Annotated in this window: 21 protein-coding genes; 13 read left to right on the top strand and 8 right to left on the bottom strand. The window is 71.9% G+C overall.

Annotation, left to right across the window (positions count from 1 at the left end):
• Positions 1-197 precede the first annotated feature (197 nt).
• Positions 198-968: a transglutaminase domain-containing protein gene (locus tag P1P70_RS19695; RefSeq protein WP_319239480.1), complete on the bottom strand. Its 771-nt coding sequence runs from the start codon at positions 966-968 to the stop codon at positions 198-200.
• A 350-nt stretch (positions 969-1,318) separates the two neighbouring features.
• Between P1P70_RS19695 and P1P70_RS19690 the strand changes: the two genes are divergently transcribed.
• Complete coding sequence (locus tag P1P70_RS19690; RefSeq protein ID WP_319239477.1) at positions 1,319-1,798, top strand: ATP-binding protein; 480 nt, start codon at positions 1,319-1,321, stop codon at positions 1,796-1,798.
• 152 nt (positions 1,799-1,950) lie between these two features.
• On the opposite strand, the gene P1P70_RS19685 is transcribed toward P1P70_RS19690, so the two are convergent.
• Complete coding sequence (locus P1P70_RS19685; protein ID WP_319239474.1) at positions 1,951-2,928, bottom strand: CU044_5270 family protein; 978 nt, start codon at positions 2,926-2,928, stop codon at positions 1,951-1,953.
• Positions 2,921-3,553, bottom strand: a complete 633-nt coding sequence (locus P1P70_RS19680) for an RNA polymerase sigma factor (RefSeq protein WP_319239472.1) — start codon at positions 3,551-3,553, stop codon at positions 2,921-2,923. Before P1P70_RS19680 ends, P1P70_RS19685 begins: the two co-directional genes overlap by 8 nt.
• A gap of 232 nt (positions 3,554-3,785) precedes the next feature.
• Here P1P70_RS19680 and P1P70_RS19675 point away from each other — a divergent pair, with 232 nt between their 5' ends.
• On the top strand, positions 3,786-4,772 hold the full coding sequence (locus P1P70_RS19675; protein ID WP_319239470.1) for a phosphotransferase enzyme family protein: 987 nt from the start codon (positions 3,786-3,788) through the stop codon (positions 4,770-4,772).
• An 85-nt stretch (positions 4,773-4,857) separates the two neighbouring features.
• Here P1P70_RS19675 and P1P70_RS19670 read toward each other — a convergent pair whose 3' ends face one another.
• Positions 4,858-5,253, bottom strand: a complete 396-nt coding sequence (locus P1P70_RS19670; RefSeq protein WP_319239467.1) for a helix-turn-helix transcriptional regulator — start codon at positions 5,251-5,253, stop codon at positions 4,858-4,860.
• Between the two features lie 65 nt (positions 5,254-5,318).
• Here P1P70_RS19670 and P1P70_RS19665 point away from each other — a divergent pair, with 65 nt between their 5' ends.
• Positions 5,319-5,663, top strand: a complete 345-nt coding sequence (locus P1P70_RS19665) for a cupin domain-containing protein (RefSeq protein ID WP_319239464.1) — start codon at positions 5,319-5,321, stop codon at positions 5,661-5,663.
• The gene (locus tag P1P70_RS19660; RefSeq protein ID WP_319239461.1) at positions 5,660-5,806 is read left to right on the top strand and encodes a hypothetical protein; all 147 of its coding nucleotides are present in this window, start codon (positions 5,660-5,662) and stop codon (positions 5,804-5,806) included. Before P1P70_RS19665 ends, P1P70_RS19660 begins: the two co-directional genes overlap by 4 nt.
• A 19-nt stretch (positions 5,807-5,825) precedes the next feature.
• On the opposite strand, the gene P1P70_RS19655 is transcribed toward P1P70_RS19660, so the two are convergent.
• The 3 genes from P1P70_RS19655 to P1P70_RS19645 all read right to left on the bottom strand — a co-directional run bounded on the left by P1P70_RS19655 (position 5,826) and on the right by P1P70_RS19645 (position 8,929).
• Positions 5,826-7,058 (bottom strand): pyridoxal phosphate-dependent aminotransferase, encoded by a 1,233-nt coding sequence (locus P1P70_RS19655; protein ID WP_319239459.1) that lies wholly within the window; start codon positions 7,056-7,058, stop codon positions 5,826-5,828.
• Between the two features lie 356 nt (positions 7,059-7,414).
• Entirely contained in the window at positions 7,415-8,314 is a 900-nt protein-coding gene (gene bla, locus P1P70_RS19650; protein WP_319239483.1) for a class A beta-lactamase, read from the bottom strand.
• Between the two features lie 177 nt (positions 8,315-8,491).
• Positions 8,492-8,929 carry a hypothetical protein gene (locus tag P1P70_RS19645; protein WP_003974483.1) on the bottom strand — a complete coding sequence of 146 codons (438 nt, stop codon included), beginning with the start codon at positions 8,927-8,929 and terminating at the stop codon, positions 8,492-8,494.
• Positions 8,930-10,124: 1,195 nt separating this feature from the next.
• Between P1P70_RS19645 and hemL the strand changes: the two genes are divergently transcribed.
• From hemL to P1P70_RS19600, 9 genes are all read left to right on the top strand, one after another.
• Entirely contained in the window at positions 10,125-11,444 is a 1,320-nt protein-coding gene (gene hemL, locus P1P70_RS19640) for a glutamate-1-semialdehyde 2,1-aminomutase (RefSeq protein ID WP_319239456.1), read from the top strand.
• Positions 11,441-12,115 carry a histidine phosphatase family protein gene (locus tag P1P70_RS19635; protein WP_319239453.1) on the top strand — a complete coding sequence of 225 codons (675 nt, stop codon included), beginning with the start codon at positions 11,441-11,443 and terminating at the stop codon, positions 12,113-12,115. The genes hemL and P1P70_RS19635 overlap by 4 nt, the downstream gene beginning before the upstream one ends.
• 368 nt (positions 12,116-12,483) lie before the next feature.
• Entirely contained in the window at positions 12,484-13,752 is a 1,269-nt protein-coding gene (locus tag P1P70_RS19630) for a hypothetical protein (RefSeq protein ID WP_319239450.1), read from the top strand.
• 65 nt (positions 13,753-13,817) lie between these two features.
• Entirely contained in the window at positions 13,818-14,417 is a 600-nt protein-coding gene (locus P1P70_RS19625; RefSeq protein ID WP_319239447.1) for a TlpA disulfide reductase family protein, read from the top strand.
• A 16-nt stretch (positions 14,418-14,433) separates the two neighbouring features.
• Positions 14,434-15,219 (top strand): cytochrome c biogenesis CcdA family protein, encoded by a 786-nt coding sequence (locus P1P70_RS19620; RefSeq protein ID WP_319239444.1) that lies wholly within the window; start codon positions 14,434-14,436, stop codon positions 15,217-15,219.
• Positions 15,220-15,223: 4 nt separating this feature from the next.
• Positions 15,224-17,074 carry a cytochrome c biogenesis protein ResB gene (locus tag P1P70_RS19615; protein WP_319239441.1) on the top strand — a complete coding sequence of 617 codons (1,851 nt, stop codon included), beginning with the start codon at positions 15,224-15,226 and terminating at the stop codon, positions 17,072-17,074.
• A complete protein-coding gene (ccsB, locus tag P1P70_RS19610; protein ID WP_319239438.1) occupies positions 17,071-18,168 on the top strand; it encodes a c-type cytochrome biogenesis protein CcsB in 1,098 nt (365 codons plus the stop codon). Before P1P70_RS19615 ends, ccsB begins: the two co-directional genes overlap by 4 nt.
• An 86-nt stretch (positions 18,169-18,254) precedes the next feature.
• Entirely contained in the window at positions 18,255-18,926 is a 672-nt protein-coding gene (locus tag P1P70_RS19605; protein WP_319239435.1) for an RNA polymerase sigma factor, read from the top strand.
• Positions 18,923-20,008, top strand: coding sequence for a CU044_5270 family protein (locus tag P1P70_RS19600; RefSeq protein WP_319239432.1), 1,086 nt, complete (start codon positions 18,923-18,925; stop codon positions 20,006-20,008). The genes P1P70_RS19605 and P1P70_RS19600 overlap by 4 nt, the downstream gene beginning before the upstream one ends.
• Positions 20,009-20,072: 64 nt before the next feature.
• Here P1P70_RS19600 and P1P70_RS19595 read toward each other — a convergent pair.
• Positions 20,073-21,515 (bottom strand): hypothetical protein (locus tag P1P70_RS19595; protein ID WP_319239429.1); only part of this gene is annotated, 1,443 nt, incomplete at its 5' end.

Genomic DNA, 21,515 nt, shown 5'->3' with positions numbered 1-21,515 from the left:
GGTGTCGGGCGGGCGAGGCGTGGACGGTACGGGCGGTGGCGGCGGCGTGGCGCCGGCGTACGGGTTGGTCATCTCGTCCCCCCTGGGTGTTTCGGGTGGAGTGACCGTAGTGCCCGGCGGGGCCGGATGTGGGGGAAGTGTGGGAGGGGTGGCCATTCTGTGACCGTGTGACCGGTCGCGGGGTCCCCGAGGGGGCGTCAGGCGGTCGGTCGGGTCGCTCCCGCGCTCCAGCGGCCCAGGACCGGTTCGCCGAGGGTGCGGGCCGTCCGGCACAGAGTCTGGCCGTGGCGGGCGAAGAGCTCGTCGCGGTCGTCGAAGTGGCCGAGGTCGGCGACGACCTGGGCGGACAGGTCGCAGGCGGCGGCCGAAGCCGTGCCGCAGGCGTCCCAGCGCACACCGGTACGGGCGATCGCGTCGAACAGGGTCTCGCCGCCCTTGTTGGTGAAGCCGTCGCTGGTGCTGGTACTGGTGCCGTCGGACGCGGGGGATTCGAAGAGTTCGCCGATCGGCACCCACGCGCCGCTGATCCTGAACTCCGGCCAGGCCAGCAGGACCTGTTCCGGGACGAACGGCTTCAGCCGGGGGAAGCGCGGATACCAGTAGGTCCCGTCCACGAGCAGTCCGCGCACCCGCGTCCGTACCCGGACCGCGCGCGCGACCGCCTCCAGTGCCGCCATCCGCTGGCTGCACGAGCCGCGCCCGAGCCTCAGTGTCCGCGACACCCGGCGGCCGTCCTCCACCGAGTACACCGGGCGGACGTGCCGCGCGATGATCCGGTGCGCGGTGCGCAGCGCGTCACGCGGGGTCGCCTCGCTCTCCACGCGGCGCGCGAGTGCCCCCACCCGAGGATCGTCGTGGTCCAGGATGGCCGTGGCCCGGGTGGACCCGGCCACGCGCTCGGGCTCACTGGCGGGCACCCCGGCCCGCTTGGCCTGCGCGTTGTACGACATGAGCAGCCGACTGGTCATGGCGGTCCCGTCCCCGTCCCCGTTTTCGTTTCCTACCCGTTCCCCCCGCCGGGGGTGCGCCGCCCGTCCCCTGCGGGCGTCCTCCGCCCATCATCACACGACGGCCCGACCGGGCGCGGGCCACTCTGGGTGAGGGCCGGGCCGAGGCTCGCGGGGCGCGGGCGACGCGCTTTCGTAGTACTTCCACCGACCCCATTGCGGCGGCGCGAACACGCCGACTACGGTCATTCCTGCGCTCACGGAGAGTGCTCGTCTGATTACTCAAGTGCATTTCTCCCGCATCCCGCGAGGAGTCACCGGCGCGGTGGGGACCGAGCAAGCCCTTCTCGTCGCAACGGAGTTGATCACCCATGACCGAAACTGCCCCAGGCCGCCCCGCCCCAACCCGGCTCTCGCCCGGGGCGACGACGTACACGCTCTTCTGCCCGCCTCTCGACAGCTCCCCGCACATCGCCCGCGATTTCGTCACCAGCGTCCTGCGCGCGCTCGGCCTGGACGCCCTGGTCGACGCCGCCGCCCTGTGCACATCCGAACTGGTCACGAACGCCTGTGTGCACGCCAAAGGTGGAGGATCGGTTCTCTGGCTCGCGGTGGAGGCCTGGCGGGTCAGGGTGATCGTCTACGACGGTGACGAGAGCCCGCCGGTCATAAGGGAGTTGACCCCCGGCGGCTGGGAGGAGGGCGGCCGCGGCCTGTACCTCGTGGACGCCCTCACCGAGGGGCACTGGGGCACCGCCGCCGCCCTCCCGAACGGCGGCGGCCTGGTGCACCCCGACGGCAAGGCGGTCTGGTTCGACCTGGCGGCACCGAGGGCGTCCCTGACCAGATGACGCTCCCACCACGCCCCCCGCGCAGATCCGTTCGCGGCCGGTGGTGACCCTGCTGTCTCAAGACGCGCACCTCCCGGAGGCAGACCGCAGGGCCGCCGGCGACCATCTGCCGGCGCCGGCGGACCTGCGGGTCCCGGCCACGGGACGGCGGCCTACGGGCGCTGCCTCACCCGGTCGACGATCCCCCAGTCCACCACGTGCGACAACTGGGTGTACTTCGTCTTCCCGGAAGCCGAGGTCCGTTCGTCGCGGAAGCCCAGGAATGCATACGACTCCGGATCGAAGATCAGGTACTGGCCTTCGTGCGATCCGCGCCCCGTATGGGCGATCCCCACCCCGGTCCGTCCGGCGGAGTCCTTCACTCCCGGGATCGTCTTGACGCCGGGCACCAGCGCCAGCGCCTCGTACGCCGCGGGGCGCAGTCCCCGGGGCAGCAGCGGGTTCTTCAGGAGCTCGCCGAGCAGCCAGTAGGCCTCGTACCGATTGAGCTGGTCGAGATCGCTGATCGACCAGTCGTCGGGCCCGCCGCCGGGGTCCATGGAGATGATGGCCGAGATGAGTTTCTCCGGGTCCTGGGGCAGCTTCTTCAGCTCGCTCCACTTCCGGGGTGGCCACACCCCGCCGCCCTTCTCCGCGGGCTCCTCCCACATCTCGCGGCCCAGTTCCATGGACAGGGAGGGCTTGGAGACGTCCACTGACTCCCACATCTCGTCGGTGTAGGTCTTGACCTTGCCGGTCCTCTGCTCCGTCTCCTCGATGATCCGCTTCGAGTAGATGAACTGGTCGTCGCGCGGCGCCACCGGCTCCTTCTCCTGCCCGCGCTCCCACGCCGCCGCCCCGTTCAGCACCGTCGCGGCGGCGTTCTCCACCCGCGGGGTGCTCGTGCCCGGTGCGCCGCCCTCGCCGGAGCCGTCCGAGCCGACCAGCACCGCCGTCCCCGTGACCGCCGTGGCGACCACTGCGGCCACCGCGAAGCGCAGTGCGTGGCGGCGACCGGGGCCGGGGTCGCTGCGCCGGTCCGCGTGGGCCATCGCGTTGAGCAGCTGGTGCCGGGCCCGGTCCCGGGCCGGACCGGCGAGCGGGGCCGCGTCCGCGTCCCACTCCCTCAGGAGTTCGAGTTCGTCATTCATGGTCGGATACCTCTCGCAGTGCCGTCGGATTGGATCCGCCCAACGCTTCGCGCAGCTTGCCGCGAGCCCGGTGCAGCCGTGATCTGACCGTGCCCACGGGGATACCGAGGGCCTGGGCCGCCTCCCCGTAGCTGAGATCCGCCCAGGCCACCAGCAGGAGCACGTCCCGGTGCCGAGCGGGCAGCGCGGCCAACGCCGCCGCCAGCTCGCGGCGTACGGCCCGCGCCACCACCCGGTCCGCGGCCCGGTCGGCCAGCGGCTCGTCGTGGTCGGCGGGGGCCGGGACCCGGGCCATGGCCTTGAAACGGCGGGCCTCGGCCCGCCGGTGCCGGCCGACCAGGTTGGTCGCTATGCCGAACAGCCAGGGCCGGGCGTCGACGCCCGTGCCGCGGGCCGGGTCGTAGCGATGCCGCTGCTGGAACGCGGTGGTGAAGGTCTCCGCCACGAGGTCATCGGCGACCTCGCCGCCGAGGCGGCGGGCCGCATAGCGGTGCACGGCGTCGGCGTGCCGGTCGAAGAGCGCGGCGAACGCCTCGGGCTCATCCCGGGACCGCGCGATCACTGAGGCGTCGCTCTCCGCATCGGCACGCGCGGTGCCGATGCCGACGCCTGGTCCGACGGTCATCGGGGCTCCTCTCGTCCAAGGGACGATGCTCGAACACTTGGGCTTTCACCTGACCTTCGCCCGTCGCGCCGAAGCGGTTCCCTCAGCCCCTCGGCGACACCGTGGTCTGCGGCCACACCCACACGCCGTTCGCCCGCCTCGCCCACGGCCGGCCCGTACTCGACCCCGGCAAAGCCAGCAGGATAGGTGGTGTTCGCGTATCGCGTGCCGGAGTCGAGTGGAGGGTGGCTGTATGCGGAGCAGGGCCGGGTTCCTGGCGGATGTGTACGGGCTGGGCGGTGGGGCGTGGGAGATGGTGCCTGTCGCCCGGGGGGCGTTGGGGCAGATCTGGCGGCTGTCCGGAAGTGGTGGGGTGTGGGCGGTCAAGGAGCTGCTGTTCGGGTGTGACGAGGGGCAGGTGGCGCGGGAGGCCGGGCTGCGGAACGCGGCGGAGGAGCTGGGGATCTCGGCGCCGAGTTTCCTCGCGAACCGGGACGGGGCGTATGTGTCGCGGCTCCCGGAGCCGATGGGCGGGGCGTATGTGAAGGTGTACGGCTGGGTGGACGGGAGCGACGCGGACCCCCGCGATCCGGAGAACCTCGCGTGGTGCGGGCGGACCCTCGCGCTGCTGCACCGGGCCGGGGAGGGGACCGCGGAGACACCGAACGGCTGGTACGAACGGTGCCCCCGGGCGGAGGAGTGGGCGGAGGTGCGCGAGGCGGTACGGCGGGCAGGCGTGCCGTGGGCGGACGAGTTGGAGCGGTTCGCGACCACGGAGGCGGTGGAACTGGCGCGTCACGTCACCCCGTCCGCAGGCGAGGACACCGTGATCTCCCACCTCGACATGCGGCCGCCGAACGTGCTGGTCGGGCCGTCCGGTCCCGCGCTGCTCGACTGGGACAACGCCGGACCCGTCTCGGCGGCACGCGAACTCGCCCGCGCCGTCCATGTGTGGGCCGGCGGCAACGACTTCCGCGCCGATGCCGCCCGGCGGTTGGTGCGCGGCTACCTGGACGCCGGAGGCCCCGGGGTCGTCAAGGGCGTCGAGTCCTTCTCCATGCTCTTCGCGACGGACCTGAACTATCTGCGGGTCCAGGCCGAGTGCGCGATCGACCCCGAGGTGACCCCGGCACAGCGGGAGTTCGCGAACGGGCAGGTCGTGAAGCTGCTGCGAAAGGGGAGGCTGCCGGACCCTGCGGCGGCCTCCCGGCTGGTGGAGGCCTTGGCACCCGAGTGGTGACCGGCTCTTCGGACGGGCGGGGCGGCGGTCACGTCCGGTCGATGCGGTCGCGTCCGGTCGATGTGGTCAAGTCCGGTCGATGCGGTCACGTCCGGTCGATGTGGACGTTGGTGGACTTCACCCGGGCTGTGGCCTCCATGCCGACCTCCAGGCCCAGTTCCTCCACGGCCTCCCGGGTGAGCAGGGAGACCAGGCGGTGCGGACCCGCCTGGATCTCGACCTGGGCCGCCACGTCACCGAGCTTCACGGCGGTGACGATGCCGGAGAAGGCGTTGCGCGCCGACGTGTACGGCACGTCGGCCTCGTCGGCGGCGTCCTGGGCCAGCCGCACGGAGAAGGCCGCGAGGTCCTTCCCGTCGATGAGCCGACGCCCGCTCTCGTCGCGCCGCGTCGCCATCCGGCCCGCGTCCGCCCAGCGCCGCGCGGTGTCGGGGCTGACCCCGAGCAGCCGCGCGGCCTGCCCGATCGTGTAGGACTGCATGGGCGCCAAGATATGCGGGTCGGCGAGGATACGCCTCAGCGCGCCCCTGTGCCGCCCGCCTCAGCGTGCCCCTCGGGAAGTGGAACTCCGAGCAGGCCCTCGTCACCACCGGCCAGACCGTGTTCCAGCCCGGCACCGGACTGCCCCTCCACAGCCACAACGTCGAGGAGACGGTCCTGATCCTGGAGGGCGGGGCCACCGCCGAGATCGACGGCGGGTTCTTCGACCTGGAACCCGGCCAGGCGACCTGGGTCCCGGCCGGCGTCCCGCACCGCTTCCTCAACCGGGGCGAGGGCGTCATGCGCATCTACTGGGTCTACGGCGGCCGGGACGTCACCCGCACCATCACCGCCACCGGCGAGACCTTCGCACACCTCTCCGAGCACGACAGGGGAGGAGCCTCCACTTGATCACCACCGAGATGGGCAAGCCGGTCGGCGAGGCGGCGGGGGAGGTGCACAATTCCGCGCTGACCGCCGAGTACTACGCCACGCACGGCCCCGGCATCCGCGAGTTCACCAACACCCGCGCGTACTGGGTCGCGCCGGCCTGAACCGCCGAGGGGCCGTGCCTCACCGCAGCGCGGTCATGAACTTCCCCAACCGGGCGATCCCCTCCCGCAGTTCGTCCGACGAGGCCGCGTAGGAGAGGCGGACGTGGGTGTCGGCGGTGTGCGTGCCGAAGTCCCGGCCGGGCGTCAGGGCCACGTGCGTCTCCCGCAGCGCCCGCTCGCAGAACTGCCAGGAGGTCAGGCCGGTCCCGCTGACGTCGAAGTAGACGTAGAACGCGCCGTCGGGCGGCACCGGGACCGGCAGCCCGATCCGCGCCAGCCCGTCCAGGACGAGCGCGCGCCGCTCGCCGAACTCCACCCGGCGCGCCTCGCACACCGCGAGGGACTCGGGGGTGAAGCAGGCGAGGGCGGCGTGCTGGGCCGGGGCGGAGGCGCAGAGGAAGTAGTTCTGGGCGAGACGCTCCAGGGCCGGTACGAGGGCCTCGGGGACGACGCACCAGCCGAGCCGCCAGCCGGTCATGCCGAAGTACTTCGAGAAGCTGTTGATCACGACGGCACCGGGGTCGTACGACAGCGCGCTGCGCGGCGGCCGGCCCCGCTCGTCGTGGTCGCCGAGGTCGAGGTAGATCTCGTCGACGAGGCGCCACGCGTCCCGCTCACGGGCCAGCTCGCAGAGGGCGGCGAGCTCGTCGGCCGGGACGGAGGTGCCGGTGGGGTTGGACGGGGTGGCGACCATGAGCCCGCGCGTACGGTCCGTCCAGTGCGCCCGCACCGCGGCCGCGTCCAGCTGGAACCGGCTCGCGGCGGTGGTGGGCACGAGGGTGACGTCGGCGCCGAAGCTCTCGACGATCTGCCGGTTGCACGGGTAGGACGGGTCGCCGATGAGCACCTCGTCACCGGGATCGACGAGCGCGGCGGTGGCCAGCACGAGCGCGGCCGAGGCCCCGGCGGTGACGACGACCCGGCCCGGGTCGACCTCGACGCCGTGCCGGTCGCCGTAGAACCCGGCGATGGCCTCCCGCAGGGCGGGCAGCCCGAGCGCCGCCGTGTACGTCAACGGCCGCCCGTCCATCACCTCCCGCATGGCCTCCACTACGGCCGGGGGCGCGCCGAAGTCCGGTTCCCCGAGGCTGAGTTTGACGACGTCATGGCCCTGGGCGGTCAGCTCGGCGGCCTGCTTGGCGAACTCCATGGCGTAGAAGGGGGCGACGGCACGGGCCCGCCGAGAGACCCGTACCCCGTTCGCGCTGCCTGCGCTGCCTGCGTTGCCCGCACTGCTGCTCGTGTTGCTCATACGGCCCATGCTGCGGCCCGGGGAGTTCCGGAGGCCAGCGAGGACCGAGGTTCGGACAGGTGAGCGCCCCATGGGGCGGGGGTGCGGGGTTCGTCGGAGGGTGCGGGCCGGTGGGGCGTCTCGCGCAGTTCCCCGCGCCCCTGAAAAGCAGGGGCTGCGCCCCGCTGCCTTTCATGCCCGCAGGGCCGTGGTCTTTCAGGCCCGCAGGGCCTGGCCTTTGTCTTGAGGGGCGCGGGGAACTGCGCGAGAACCGCCACCGAACCGCGCCCGCCGACGAACCCCGCCCCCCCAAACCCATGAGGCACCGTCGTCCCGCACGCGCCGGCACGGCAGTGCGCCCTGCGGCGGGCGGACGGCTACGCCGTGAGGGCCCCCGCCACCAGGCCCGCCGCCCTGGCCACCAACGGGTTGTCCGTGGGGCCCGCCGGGTCGTGCTTCGTCGACAGGATGGACAGGACCAGGGGCGGGCGGCCGGGGGGCCAGACGACGCCGACGTCGTTGGCGACCCCGTACGCCGTCCCGCCGCCGGTCTTGTCCGCGAGCGTCCAGTCGGCGGGCAGACCGGCCCGGAACCGCTCGACGTTCGTCGAGTTGGCGATCAGCCAGTCGGTCAGCCGTTCCCGGTCCGCGTCGGGCAGGGCCCGGCCGAGCAGGAGCCGCGCGTACGTCCCGCCGATCGCCCGCGGCGTGGTGGTGTCCGTCGTCCGCCACGGCTCCGCCGTGTTCAGCTCCGGCTCCCAGCGGTCGAGACGGGTCGTCCGGTCGCCGAGCGAGCGGCAGAAGCGGGTGATCGCGCTCGGCCCGCCCAGCTCGCGCAGCAGCAGGTTCCCCGCCCCGTTGTCGCTGTGCGAGACCGTGGCGGAGCACAGCTCCCCGACCGTCATGCCGGCCTCGACGTTCGCGGCCGTGCCCGTGATGGGGTTGTACCCCGCCGCATCGACGTACTCCTGCGTGTAATGGATCCGCTTCGCGAGGTACTCACCGTCGCGGTCGAGGTCCCGTAACACCGCCCCGGCGGCGAGCGTCTTGAACACCGAGCAGAGGGGGAACCGCTCGTCCGCGCGGTACGCCACCGTGCGCCCCGTCGCCGTGTCATGGGCGTGGACCCCGAGTCGCGCGGAGTACTCCCGCTCCAGCTCCGTCAGCTGCCGGGTGAGCCCCGAGCCGGCCCCGGCCGAGGCGTACGCCGTCCCGGCACCGAGCGTGCCGAGTGCGCCGACGACGCCCAGCCCCGTCAGTCCGCCGAGGCCGAGCACCGTCCGACGGCGAGGGCGGGGAGATGGGTACGTTCTCGTGGTCGCCAAGGTCGTCTCCGTACCGGTCGTCGTGATCGAGTCGTCGTAGTCTCTGACCGACATGACGAGGGCGGGGTTCCTGGAACCCCGCCCGCATTTCATGGAGCCTCAGCCTCAGGCCGGCGTCCCGGCCCCGGCTCAGGGCCAGACCAGGCAGTACGGCTGGTGACCCGCCTCGTGCAACCGGTGGCTGAAGTCCTGCCATTCGTGCAGCAGTTGGTAGACGTTGAACGCGTCGCGCGGACCGCCGCGGTCCGGGACCGTCGACCAGATGAAGGCCGCCGCGCCGACCGCCTCCTCGCCGATGCCGCGCAGCGGGTCGACCACGGTCATCGGGAGCTTGACGACCGCGTAGTCGGGGTGCAGGACGACCAGTTCGAGCGGGGGCACCTTGTGGAGGGGGACGCCTTCGATGCCGGTCAGCACCATCGCCGCCATCGTCTCCGGCTTGATCTTGGTGAACATGCCGTTCATGCCCAGCTCGTCGCCGCCGAGTTCCTCGGGACGCATCGAGATCGGGACGCGGGCCGCGGTCGCGCCGTCGGGCGCGCCGAAGTATTTGTACGTCACCCCCACCCGACCACCATTCCCGCTCCCCGCCCGGAGCCGGTTGACCACGTGGTCCAGGCCGTCCACCCGGTCCGTGCGGTCCGCGCTCTCGATGCGGTCCGTACGGTCCTTGCGGTCCGCGCGGCTCCTGCGTTCCGCGCGCGTCCTGCGATCCACCAGGTCGGGCCGGTCGATCCGGTCCGTCTGATCCATTCCGTCCACACGATTGACACGATCCACATGATCGGCACGATCCATACGGTCCATACCGTCCATACGGCTGCGCCGCCCGATCCGCTCAGAGCCACCACTCTGGATCCGGTCGGAGCCGCCGGGCGGGACCCGGTCGGAGCCACTGGACGGCATCCGATCGGAAGCGCTCTCGGACCGGCCGAGTCCACCCTCGGAGCGGTCGGGGCCACTCGCGGAACGGTCGGGTCCACCCTCGCCCCGGTCGGAACCGGTCGGAATCCGCCCGCTCCCCGCACCGGGCAACCCGCTCCCCGCCCCAGGCAGCCCACTCCCCGCTCCCGGCAGTCCGGTGCCCGCGTCGGCCCCGGTCCGGCCGGTGCCGGTCTGTGAAGGGTCGGTCTGTGAACGGTCGGTCTCGCCCTGCGCGCCGCGTCGGCGACGCGAGCGGGGCGGAGCCTCCTGCCGCTGCTCCTGTGCACCGCGTGCGTCGCGTGCGTCGCGTGTGTCACGCGCGCCGAGCGGATCGTGTGAGTCGTGTGTGCCGTGTGCACCCTGCGGACCGTACACGCCCGGCTGCCCCTGCGGTGCGTACGGGGGCTGTGACCCCGGCGACCCCACGGGCGGCGGCGGTACCGAGGGAGGCGGCGGCACGGGCGGCGTCGGCGGTCCCACCGGCCGGGCCGGCGGAGCGGCCTGCGGACCCGGCGACGAGGACTGCGGGCCCGGCCCGGCCGGGCCGCTCACCTCGCCCGGTGCGCCGCGGTCGGTCGACCCGCCCCGCTCCTGCCGTGTCTCCGCGGCCTCTTCCGCCTCGCGCCGGTGCCTGCCCCGCCGGGCACGACGAGGACCGAGGTCACCGGTCCCCTCGCCCAGTCCGCCACCGCGATGCATATCTCCACCCGAACGCATTTCTGGGCCGCGTGACCCCCGCCGCGCAACCCGATCATCGTGTCAGTGACCTCCCCCGCGACCGCTCGCCGAAACGTGCGCGCAAACACCAGTCGGCGGGATCTTCGGAGCCTCTGACACCATGGCCTGTGTGAGCTATCCGTACGAAGCCCCAGTTTCGCAGACTCTGTTCCAGCGCGCGGCGGCCGTCACGCCCGGCGGCGTGAACTCTCCCGTGCGCGCCTTCCGCGCCGTGGGCGGTACGCCCCGGTTCATGGTGTCCGGTACCGGTCCGTATCTGACGGACGCCGACGGCCGTGAGTATGTAGATCTTGTGTGTTCGTGGGGTCCCATGATCCTCGGCCACTCCCGTCCCGAGGTCATCGCCGCCGTCCAGGACGCCGTCTCGCGCGGCACGTCCTTCGGTACGCCCGGCGAGGGCGAGGTCGCGCTCGCGGAGGAGATGGTGGACCGGGTCGGGCCGCTGGAGCAGGTGCGGCTGGTCTCCAGCGGGACCGAGGCCACCATGTCGGCGATCCGCCTCGCCCGCGGTTTCACCGGCCGTGCGAAGGTCGTGAAGTTCGCCGGGTGTTACCACGGTCACGTCGACTCGCTGCTCGCCGCCGCCGGGTCCGGTGTCGCCACGTTCGCGCTCCCCGACACCCCGGGCGTCACCGGCGCCCAGGCCGGCGACACGATCGTGCTGCCCTACAACGACCTCGACGCCGTACGCGCCGCCTTCGCCGCGCACCCCGGCGAGATCGCGTGCGTCATCACCGAGGCCTCCCCGGGCAACATGGGCGTCGTCCCGCCGCTGCCGGGCTTCAACCAGGGGCTCAAGGACATCTGTGCGGAGAACGGCGCGCTCTACGTCTCCGACGAGGTGATGACCGGCTTCCGGACCAGCCGGGCCGGGTGGTTCGGGATCGACGGGGTCGTCCCGGACCTGATGACCTTCGGCAAGGTCATGGGCGGTGGCTTCCCCGCCGCCGCCTTCGGGGGGCGGGCCGACGTGATGGCGTACCTCGCGCCCGCCGGGCCCGTCTACCAGGCCGGCACGCTCTCCGGGAACCCGGTCGCGACGGCCGCAGGGCTCGCGCAGCTGCGGCTGCTGGACGAGGCGGCGTACGACACGGTGAACGCGGTGTCCGTACAGATCCAGAGGCTCGTCGGCGACGCGCTCAGCAAGGAGGGCGTCGCGCACACGCTGCAGAACGCCTCCAACATGTTCTCCGTGTTCTTCACGGAGACGCCCGTGCGGAACTACGAGGAGGCCAAGGCGCAGGAGTCGTACCGCTTCAACGCCTTCTTCCACTCGATGCTGTCGCAGGGTGTCTACTTGCCGCCGTCGTCGTTCGAGTCGTGGTTCGTGTCGACCGCGCACGACGAGCGGGCGGTTCAGCGGATCGCCGACGCCCTCCCGGCGGCGGCGCGGGCAGCAGCGGAGGCTCCGGCAGCATGAGTGACATCACGGTCGTCCACCTGATGCGGCACGGCGAGGTCGCCAACCCGGAGGGGATCCTCTACGGGCGCCTGGACGGGTACCACCTCTCCGATCTCGGGCGGCGCATGGCCGACCGGGTCGCCGAGCACCTGGCGCCCCGGGACATCACGCACGTCGTCGCCTCCCCGCTGGAGCGGGCGCAGGAGACGGCGACGCCGATCGCCAAGACGCACGGGCTCGGCCTCGCCACCGACGGGCGGCTCATCGAGGCGGACAACGTCTTCCAGGGCAAGACCTTCGGGGTCGGCGACGGCGCGCTGAAGCGGCCGGAGAACTGGAAGCACCTGGTCAACCCGTTCAAGCCGTCGTGGGGCGAGCCGTACGTCGACCAGGTCGTCCGGATGATGGGAGCGCTGGACGCGGCGAAGGACGCGGCGCGCGGGCACGAGGCCGTGCTGGTCTCGCACCAGCTGCCGATCTGGATCGTGCGGTCGTACGTCGAGAAGCGGCGGCTGTGGCACGATCCGCGGCGGCGGCAGTGCACCCTCGCCTCGCTGACCACGTTCACGTACCAGGGCGACAGGATCGTTTCCGTGGGGTACAGCGAGCCGGCGCGGGATCTGGTGCCGCCGCATCTGCTGGCGGGCGCCAAGCCGGTGAAGGGCAAGGACAAGGCCTTCGGTGCGTGAGCGCTCCGCTTGGGGGCCGGTTACTGGTTACTGGTCGGCTTGGGTTGTGGGGGAACTGCGGGTCCGGTGGGGCTTCTCGCGCAGTTCCCCGCGCCCCTAAAAGGCGCGCGGTTTCACAGCGGCCCTGAGAGGCGCGTCGTTCCCCTCGCCCCTGAAAGATGCGTCGTTCCCCGCGCTCCTACAAGACGCGCCGTTCCCCGCGCTCCTGAAAGTGCCGCCCCTGAAAGGCACGCGCCTCGTGGAGTTTCCGTGGTCTGAAAGGGCGTCACGAGTTCTTCCGTGATCAAAGGGAACCGTCGCTTCCTCGTGGGCCTCTAAAACGGTGTGCTTCACGTGAACCGGTGCGTGAGCTGACCAAGGGGGACGTAATGCGCGAACTGTCGCGAAGGGGAGTGCTGGGGCTCGGCGCGGGAGCGGCCGCCGGGCTGGGGCTGACCGGGTGCGGTACGGGGCTCGGGGGCACGCCGAGCGAGGCCGACGGGGCCGGTGGCGGCGGCAAGAGCTCGGGGAAGAAGAAGCCGGGGAAGACCGCGAAGCCGCTGGGCGACGGGTCGACCTCGTACACGGGGAAGCAGCCGAACCAGCCGGAGAAGCCGCGGCCGCTGGCGCCGGGCGAGAAGCCGCCGCAGTTCGTGGTGTTCTCCTGGGACGGGGCCGGAGACGTCGGCAACGGGCTTTTCGAGCGGTTTCTGAAGGCCGGGCGGGACCACGACGCCCATATGACGTTCTTCCTCTCCGGGATCTATCTCCTCCCCGAGTCGAAGAAGCGCGTGTACCTGCCGCCGAACAACGCGCCCGGCGCCTCCGACATCGGTTATCTGACGGACGAGCACATCAAGTCGACGCTGGGGCATGTGCGCACGGCGTGGCTCGACGGCCACGAGATAGGCACCCATTTCAACGGCCATTTCTGCGGCGGCAGCGGTTCGGTCGGCAACTGGACGCCGAAGCAGTGGCGCAGCGAGATCGAGCAGGCGAAGTCCTTCGTCAAGGAGTGGAAGACCCACAGCGGCTGGACGGACGTCGAGCCCCTGCCGTTCGACTACGACAAGGAGCTGGTCGGCGGGCGGACACCCTGTCTGCTGGGGCAGGAGAACCTGCTGCCCACCGCGCGCGAGCTGGGCTGGCGCTACGACTCCTCCTCGCCCGGCGGCCTCCAGGTCTGGCCGAAGAAGAAGCAGGGCCTGTGGGACCTGCCCCTGCAGTCCGTGCCGTTCCCCGGGCGGAGCTTCGAGGTGCTCTCCATGGACTACAACATCATGTACAACCAGTCCCAGAACTCCACCCAGGCCCCGCCCGCCAACTACCCGGCCTACCGCACCCAGGCGACCGGCGCGTACGTCGCCGGGTTCCAGCGGGCGTACGAGACGAACCGGGCGCCGCTGTTCATAGGGAACCACTTCGAGGAGTGGAACGGCGGGGTCTACATGGACGCCGTCGAGGAGGCCCTCAAGCACATCGCGCGGGCCAAGGAGAAGGCCGGGGACGGGGAGATACGGATCGTCTCCTTCCGGCAGTTCGTGGACTGGATGGACGCGCAGACACCCGACGTCCTCGCCAAGCTCCAGACCCTCGGTGTGGGGCAGCAGCCGACGGGTGGCTGGAAGGAGTTCCTGGGGGCCGGTTCGGCCGCCTGACCTGCGGGCAAGGGGGCCGTCGACCCCGCCGTAAGCCCCCGAAACGGGCATGCGAAACTTTTCACATGAGTGTCCGTACGAGCCGCAGTCGTGCCGCTTTGCTCTCAGCCGGGGCCGCCGCCCTGGCGCTGACGCTGTCCGCCTGTGCGGGTGGGGGCATCGAGGGCGGTGGCGGCCAGACCGGGTTCATCACCGGCTCCGACGGGATCGCCACGGTGGAGAAGGGGGACCGGGACACCGCGCCCGACCTCTCCGGGAAGACCATCGACGGCGAGCAGCTCGACCTCTCCGCCTACCAGGGCAAGATCATCGTCCTGAACGTGTGGGGTTCCTGGTGCGCGCCGTGCCGCGCCGAGGCGCCCAACCTGGCGAAGGTCTCCGAGGACCTCGCCGACCAGGGCGTGCAGTTCGTCGGCATCAACACCCGCGACACCAGCACCCGGCCCGCGATCGCCTTCGAGGAGCAGTACAAGGTCGAGTACCCGAGCCTGTACGACCCCACGGGCAAGCTGCTGCTGCGCTTCGAGAAGGGCTCGCTCAACCCGCAGCTGATCCCCTCCACCCTGGTCATCGACCGGGAGGGCAAGCTCGCGGCCCGCACGCAGCAGGCGCTGAGCGAGGAGAAGCTGCGCAAGATGCTCAAGCCGATCCTCGCGGAGAAGTGACGTGATGGTGTCGGGAATGTCCGATCCGGTCATGGCTGCCGCGCTGACCACGACCGCCGCCGAGCTGAACAGGACCGTGTTCGACGGCGCCCTGCTGATCGCCCTGCCGATCGCCGTCCTCGGCGGGCTCGTCTCCTTCTTCTCGCCCTGCGTCCTGCCGCTGGTGCCCGGCTACCTGTCGTACGTCACCGGAGTCGGCGGCACCGACCTGGTCGACGCCCGCCGGGGCCGGATGGTGGCCGGGGCCGGACTGTTCGTGCTCGGGTTCACCTTCGTGTTCGTCTCCAGCGGCGCGCTCTTCGGCTTCTTCGGGCGCACCCTGCTGGAGCACCAGGACGTGCTCACCAAGGTGCTCGGCGTGCTCATGATCGCCATGGGTCTGTTCTTCATGGGGCTGATGCCCTGGTTCACCCAGCGGGAGTTCCGCTTCCACACCAAGCCGGCCACCGGGCTTGTGGGCGCCCCGATACTGGGCGCGCTCTTCGGCATCGGCTGGGTGCCCTGCATCGGCCCGACCCTCGCCTCGGTGAACGCGCTCGCCCTCGAACAGGCCAGCGCCGGGCGGGGAGCGCTGCTGATGGTGGCGTACTGTCTGGGGCTGGGCCTGCCCTTCGTACTCGCCGCGGTGGCCTTCCGCAAGGCGCTCGGCGCCTTCGCCTGGGTCAAGCGGCACTACGCGTGGGTGCTGCGCATCGGCGGCGGCATGATGATCACGATCGGACTGCTCATGCTGACCGGCGCCTGGGACCGCATCATTCAGGAGATGCAGGTCTGGTCCTCCGGCTTCACCCCTGGGATCTGAGCCAATGACGACGACCGACTCCGGCAACCGCGAGAAGAGCGCCCCGCGTGGCGGCGCGGCCGCCGACGACAACGACCTCGGCGCCGCCGGATCCCAGCTCTCCACCGCCCCGCAGGAGGACGCGCCGAATCTGCCCGCCCTGGGCGCGGTCGGGTGGGCCCGCTGGTTCTGGCGGCAGCTGACCTCGATGCGGGTCGCGCTGATCCTGCTGTTCATGCTGTCGCTCGCGGCGATCCCCGGCTCCCTGATCCCGCAGTCCGGGCAGGACGAGACCCGGGTCGCCGACTTCATGGAGCGGCACGACACCCTGGGGCCGGTCTACGAGAAGCTCGGGCTGTTCCACGTCTACAGCTCGGTGTGGTTCTCGGCGATCTACATCCTGCTGTTCGTCTCGCTCATCGGCTGCATCGTGCCCCGCACCTGGCAGTTCGTGGGCCAGCTGCGCGGCCGCCCGCCGGGCGGCCCCAGGCGGCTGACCCGCCTGCCCGCCTACGCGACCTGGCGCACGGAGGCCGAGCCGGAGCAGGTGCGCGAGGCGGCGCTGAAGGCGCTGAAGAAGCGCCGGTTCCGCGCGCACCTCGTCGGCGACGCGGTCGCCGCCGAGAAGGGCTATCTGCGGGAGGCCGGCAACCTCGCCTTCCACATCGCCCTGATCGTGATGCTCGTCGCCTTCGCCTGGGGCCAGCTCTACCGCTCCGAGGGCAACAAGCTGATCGTCGAGGGCGGCGGCTTCGCCAACACCCTCACGCAGTACGACGACTTCAAGTCCGGCAACCTCTTCACCGCCGAGGACCTCAACCCCTTCAGCTTCGACCTCAAGAACTTCCGGGGCACCTACGAGGCGAGCGGCCCGAACAAGGGCACGCCCCGGATCTACGAGGCCTCCATCGACTACGCCGTCGGCGCCGACGGCAAGGAGAAGTCGACCAAGATCGAGGTCAACAAGCCGCTGGAGATCGGCGACTCCAAGATCTACCTGGTCAGCCACGGCTACGCACCCGTGATCACCGTGCGGGACGGCAAGGGCAAGGTCGTCTTCAGCGACGCCGCGCCGCTGCTGCCGCTGGACTCCAACGTCACCTCCTCCGGCGCGATCAAAATCACGGACGGCTACACCAACGCCGAGGGGCAGCGGGAGCAGCTCGGTTTCCAGGCGTTCTTCCTGCCGACGTACGGCGGCAAGAACACGGCCGTGCTCTCGCAGTTCCCCGCGCTGCTCAACCCCGTGCTCAACCTGGAGCCGTACCACGGCGATCTCGGGATCGACTCGGGTGTGCCGCAGAGCGTGTACCGCCTGGAGAAGCGGAAGCTGAAGGCGTACGAGGACTCCAAGGGCGCGCAGGTACGGGAGAACCTGAAGCCGGGGGAGACGATGACGCTGCCCGGGGGCAACGGCACGGTCACCTTCGACGGGGTGAAGGAGTGGGCCGGCTTCCAGGTCACCCAGCAGCCCGGCAGCGGGTGGGCCCTCGGTGGAGCCGTCACCGCGATCCTGGGGCTCGCCGCGTCCCTCTTCGTCCAGCGCCGCCGGGTGTGGGTGCGGGCGGTGACCGGGCCGGACGGGGTGACCGTCGTGGAGATGGCGGGCCTTGGGCGCAGTGAGTCGGCGAAGGTGCCCGAGGAACTGGGTGACTTGGCCGCGGTGGTGCATGACGAGGCTCCGACTGTCGCTGAGCTTGGTTCCGATGGTGACCCGCCCGCCAGTACTGAGGCCGAGGGCGGTGACGCTGACCGGCGCTCGCCGGGTGCCGCCGCGCCCACCTGTGCCGCCCCAGCGGCACGATTGCCCGCAGGTGATGCGGGCTCAGATTCCCCCCGACCCCCAGCCGTGCCTTCCGAAGGGGCTGAGCGATGATCCTCGCCGCCGCCACCAACGAAAACCTCGCGAACCTCAGCAACACGCTGATCTACTCCGCGATGGCCGTGTACACCCTGGCCTTCTTCGCCTACATCGCCGAATGGCTCTTCGGGAGCCGCAGCAAGGTGGGCCGGACGGCCGCCGCGCTGACCGCCGAGGGTGGTGCCGCCGCGGCGAAGAAGGCGGCCGCGCCCGCGGTGACCGTGAAGACAGCCGGCGGCACCGATGTGCTGGAGCGGCCGAAGGTGGTCGTGCGGGCCGCCACCGGCTCCCGGGACGTGCCGGACGGGCCCGGCGCCCACGGCGGGGACGAACAGGGCGACCTCTACGGCCGTATCGCCGTGTCCCTCACCGTGCTCGCCTTCCTCGTCGAGTTCGGCGGGGTGCTCACGCGGGCCCTCTCGGTGCAGCGGGCGCCGTGGGGCAACATGTACGAGTTCAACATCACCTTCTCCACCGTGGCCGTCGGGGTGTACCTCTCGCTGCTCGCGCTGAAGAAGAACGTCCGCTGGCTCGGGCTGCCGCTCATCACGACCGTCCTCCTCGATCTCGGTCTCGCTGTCACTGTCTTGTACACCGCCAGCGACCAGTTGGTTCCCGCCCTGCACTCGTACTGGCTGTACATCCACGTCTCGACGGCGATCTTCTGCGGCGCCGTGTTCTACGTCGGCGCGGTCGGCACGATCCTGTACCTGTTCAAGGACTCCTACGAGAGCAAGCTCGCGAGCGGCGGCCGGCCCGGCCGGTTCGCGAGCTCGGTCATGGAGCGGCTGCCCGCCTCGGCCTCGCTCGACAAGTTCTCGTACCGAGTGAACGCAGCCGTCTTCCCGCTGTGGACGTTCACGATCATCGCGGGCGCGATCTGGGCGGGCGACGCGTGGGGCCGCTACTGGGGCTGGGACCCCAAGGAGACCTGGTCGTTCATCACCTGGGTCTGCTACGCCGCCTACCTGCACGCCCGTGCCACGGCCGGCTGGAAGGGCCGCAAGGCCGCGTACATCGCGCTCGCCGCGTTCGCCTGCTGGCTGTTCAACTACTACGGCGTCAATATCTTCGTCAGCGGCAAGCACTCCTACGCCGACGTCGGCTGAGTCCGCCGAGGAACACACCGAAGGCCGGTTCCCTTGTGACATGGGTCACGGGAACCGGCCTTCGGCGTACGGACAGGAGGGAGGGTGTGGAGACGAATAACGGGGACACGGGGGACCGGCGTGCGTGGCGCGCGCGGATCAGGGACGGGGACGCGGGGGCGTTCGGGGAGGTCTTCGACGCGTACGCGCGGTCCGTCTACAACCATGCCTTCCGGCTGACGGGGGACTGGTCGACGGCCGAGGACGTCGTGTCGCTGACCTTCCTGGAGGCGTGGCGGCTGCGGGGGCGGCTGGACGCGGAGGGCGGTTCACCGCGTCCGTGGCTGCTCGGCATCGCCACCAACGTGGCCCGCAACACCCGTCGGGCCGGCCGGCGCCATGCCGCCGCCGTCGCGCGGCTGCCGAGGCCCGAGTCGGTGCGGGACTTCGCCGACGAGGTCGCGGGCAACCTCGACGACCAGGCGTACCTGCGGGCCGTGCGCACGGCGGTGGACCGGCTGCGACGGTCCGAGCGGGAGGTGCTCGCGCTGTGCGCGTGGGGCGGCCTCGACTACGCGGCCGCGGCGGAGGCGCTCGGCATCCCCGTCGGCACCGTGCGCTCCCGCCTCTCCCGCGCCCGGGCCAAGCTCGCCGCGCTGCTGGCGGCCGGGCAGCAGGGCGCCGGGGCACAGGGCGTCCGGGAACCCGACGCCCGCCGAGGACAGACAAGAGGCGGCCGCACTTCCGTGGCCGGGCCCATTCAGGAGGGGAACCCGTGAACGACAACCCGTCCCCCCGGGACGAGGACGAGCCGGCCGGTGCCGGTGTCCCGGCCGCCGTCGAGCGGGAACTCCCTCCGGGCCGTCACCGTGTCCTCAGGGAGCAGCTGATGCGTGAGATCGAGAACGGCGGCGAGACCCCGGTCGTACGGCCGCTCTGGCGGCGGCCCGCCTTCGTGGGGCCCGCCGTGGCCGCCGCGTTGACCGCCGCGATCGTGGTGGGCGCCGCGGTGACCCAGCAGGCGGCCGTGCCGCTGACGACCCATGCGGACGGCTCCGGCGAACGGCGCGTGGGCGAGGCGAGGCGCAGCGACCGGAGCGCGGCCGACCTGCTGGAGCGGGTCGCGGAGGCGGCCGGGAAGCGGAGCCTGCCCAAGGTGAGGGACGACCAGTTCGTCTACACCGAACGGGACGACTACCACTGGAAGATGGATTCCGAGAAGAACGACATGTCCTGCCCCATGACCCTGGAGGCGTACCCCCACGGCGTGCGCGAGTTCTGGGCGTCGGTGGACGGGGAGCACACCGGGCAGTACCGGGGGCGTGGGGTGGACGGCGAGGTGGAGGAGTGGCCCGTTCCCAAGCAGCCCGCCGAGGAAGGCGTCAACTTCTTCCGGGAGGTCGAGGACGACCTGCCGGCCGACGCCGACGGGATGTACCGCTACCTCTACGGATCGAAGGGCGACGAGCGGGCGTCCGGCGCGAAGTCGGCCGACCGGAAGGCCTTCGAGAAGGCGTCCACGCTGCTCGCCGAGCAGTTGCTGCCGCCGAAGACCGAGGCCGCGCTGTACCGGGCCGTCGCGCGGATCCCGGGACTGACCGTGTACGAGGGGTCCGTCGACGCGGCGGGCCGTACGGGGGTCTCCGTCGGCCTCGACGGCGACTGGCCCGACGACTGGGGCCAGGGGCCCACGCGGCACGAACTCCTCTTCGACTACCGGACGTTGGAGTTCCTCGCCAGTGACACCGTCAACCTCGACCCTCTGGACGACTCCTGCGACACCCTCGAAACGGGTGACCTCGTCTCGTCGGCGGCGATCCTGGAACGCACGGTGGTCGACCGGACCGGCGAACGGCCCTAGCTCCACGGGGGGGGGCTGAGGGTCGGGGGCCGGGCCCCGCCCCCCGACCCCCGACCCGCGCCGTCTACAGGACTGATGCGGGGACGAGCGATGCCAGGGCTCGGCGGAGGTGTTCGGCGGCCTCGGGGGCCGGTGGGGAGAAGGGATCCGTCGTCCGCCGGGCCGCGTGCAGGACGCGGCGTACGCGCAGCCGGAGGTCGGGGGCCGTGCCGGGCGCGTCGAGGGCGGTGGGGACGCGGGTGTCGTCGGGGGTGTGGTGCGGGGCCGAGGCGATGAAGGTGAGGGCGGCGAGCCAGGCCCGGGGCTCCGCGGAGTCGTATGTGTCGTGGAGGTGGTCCACCGCGAAGTCCGGGTTGCCGAGGGCGAGTTCGTGGTGGGCGCGGTGCAGGGGGCGGGCGCTGCCGTAGTGGGAGGCCAGCGCGCGGTGGGCGTCCCGCCACGCCGGGCGGTTCGCGCGGCCGTTCTCGCCGTGGCGCAGGCGCAGCAGGAGCAGGGCTCGGAGGAGGGGGTCGCCGACGAAGTGGTCGGGGGAGGGGGCGTGGCCCTCGGCCGCCAGGCGGCTCGACAGGGCTCGTACGCCCGACTCACCGAATCCGACCGGGAGTTGGGACTCGGCGAGGACTAGCGCCGAGGCGTGGTCGTGGGCGAGGGAGAGGACGGCCAGCTCGTCGAGGTGGTCCTCGTCCGGGAGGAGGCGGTCCAACAAGGTCTCGTAGGTACGGCGTCCGGTGTCCTCCGCCAGCAGCAGGTCGGCCGGAGTGGTGAGCCCCCGGGGGAGAGCGCGGCCGGCCGACGCGGCGAGGAGCGCCGTGCCGAGGGGGTTGCCGCCGGTCAACCGGTGGACGGCGTACGGGAGTCGGGGCGGGATCGTCGTCCCGGGGCAGGCCGCTTCCACGGCGTGCCGGGTGTCGTCGGGGGAGAGCGGCGGCAGCGACACCAGCAGGGCGTGCGACGACGGCGTACCGCCCGGTGCCCAGTCGGTCCCACGGGTCGCCTCCGCGAGCGTGCGGCGGGCCGCGTTCCGCAGGGCGGGGTGGCCCTGCCCCCGCAGCCCCGCGAAGAACACCACCTGGTCGGCCCGGCCGTCCGCCCGCGCCCGCAGCACGGACTCCATCAGCCGCCGCCCCGCCGCCTCCTGCACGTTGTCCAGCAGCACCACCGGCCGCCCGGCCCGCTGCGGGCGCGGCACGACCCCGGCCACCCCCGAGTACGCGTCGTCGAGGTCCGCCAGCAGCGCCCGTACGAGATGGTGCTCGGCGTGGGTCCGGGCGTCGCCGCCCGTCTGGAAGTGGCGGCAGAGGAGGACCAGGCCGAGCTTGGGGTTCCCGGCCGCGTACGGGTGGTCGCGGTACCAGACGGCGCCCCTGCGCAGCCGCCGGTGCGAGGACGACATCCCCTCGCTGAACGCCTCCAACGCGGCCTCGACGGTCGCCTCGACCACCGGCCCCTGGTCCGACAGCGACGACACCAGCCGGGCCACGGCCCTGCCCACCCACCGCCCCGCCAG

This window comes from Streptomyces sp. MB09-02B, from assembly GCF_033794485.1.
Taxonomy (GTDB): Bacteria; Actinomycetota; Actinomycetes; order Streptomycetales; family Streptomycetaceae; genus Streptomyces.
The sequence above is the reverse complement of the archived record's forward strand: the minus strand, read 5'-3'. Positions and strand labels throughout refer to the sequence as shown.

Bases quoted from the DNA above. Each gene is read 5' to 3' on its own strand.
- P1P70_RS19695 (WP_319239480.1), bottom strand. From the start codon at position 968: ATGACCAGTCGGCTGCTCATGTCGTACAACGCGCAGGCCAAGCGGGCC.
- P1P70_RS19690 (WP_319239477.1), top strand. From the start codon at position 1,319: ATGACCGAAACTGCCCCAGGCCGCCCCGCCCCAACCCGGCTCTCGCCC.
- P1P70_RS19685 (WP_319239474.1), bottom strand. From the start codon at position 2,928: ATGAATGACGAACTCGAACTCCTGAGGGAGTGGGACGCGGACGCGGCC.
- P1P70_RS19680 (WP_319239472.1), bottom strand. From the start codon at position 3,553: ATGACCGTCGGACCAGGCGTCGGCATCGGCACCGCGCGTGCCGATGCG.
- P1P70_RS19675 (WP_319239470.1), top strand. From the start codon at position 3,786: ATGCGGAGCAGGGCCGGGTTCCTGGCGGATGTGTACGGGCTGGGCGGT.
- P1P70_RS19670 (WP_319239467.1), bottom strand. From the start codon at position 5,253: ATGCAGTCCTACACGATCGGGCAGGCCGCGCGGCTGCTCGGGGTCAGC.
- P1P70_RS19655 (WP_319239459.1), bottom strand. From the start codon at position 7,058: ATGAGCAACACGAGCAGCAGTGCGGGCAACGCAGGCAGCGCAGGCAGC.
- hemL (WP_319239456.1), top strand. From the start codon at position 10,125: ATGGCCTGTGTGAGCTATCCGTACGAAGCCCCAGTTTCGCAGACTCTG.
- P1P70_RS19635 (WP_319239453.1), top strand. From the start codon at position 11,441: ATGAGTGACATCACGGTCGTCCACCTGATGCGGCACGGCGAGGTCGCC.
- P1P70_RS19630 (WP_319239450.1), top strand. From the start codon at position 12,484: ATGCGCGAACTGTCGCGAAGGGGAGTGCTGGGGCTCGGCGCGGGAGCG.
- P1P70_RS19625 (WP_319239447.1), top strand. From the start codon at position 13,818: ATGAGTGTCCGTACGAGCCGCAGTCGTGCCGCTTTGCTCTCAGCCGGG.
- P1P70_RS19620 (WP_319239444.1), top strand. From the start codon at position 14,434: ATGTCCGATCCGGTCATGGCTGCCGCGCTGACCACGACCGCCGCCGAG.
- P1P70_RS19615 (WP_319239441.1), top strand. From the start codon at position 15,224: ATGACGACGACCGACTCCGGCAACCGCGAGAAGAGCGCCCCGCGTGGC.
- ccsB (WP_319239438.1), top strand. From the start codon at position 17,071: ATGATCCTCGCCGCCGCCACCAACGAAAACCTCGCGAACCTCAGCAAC.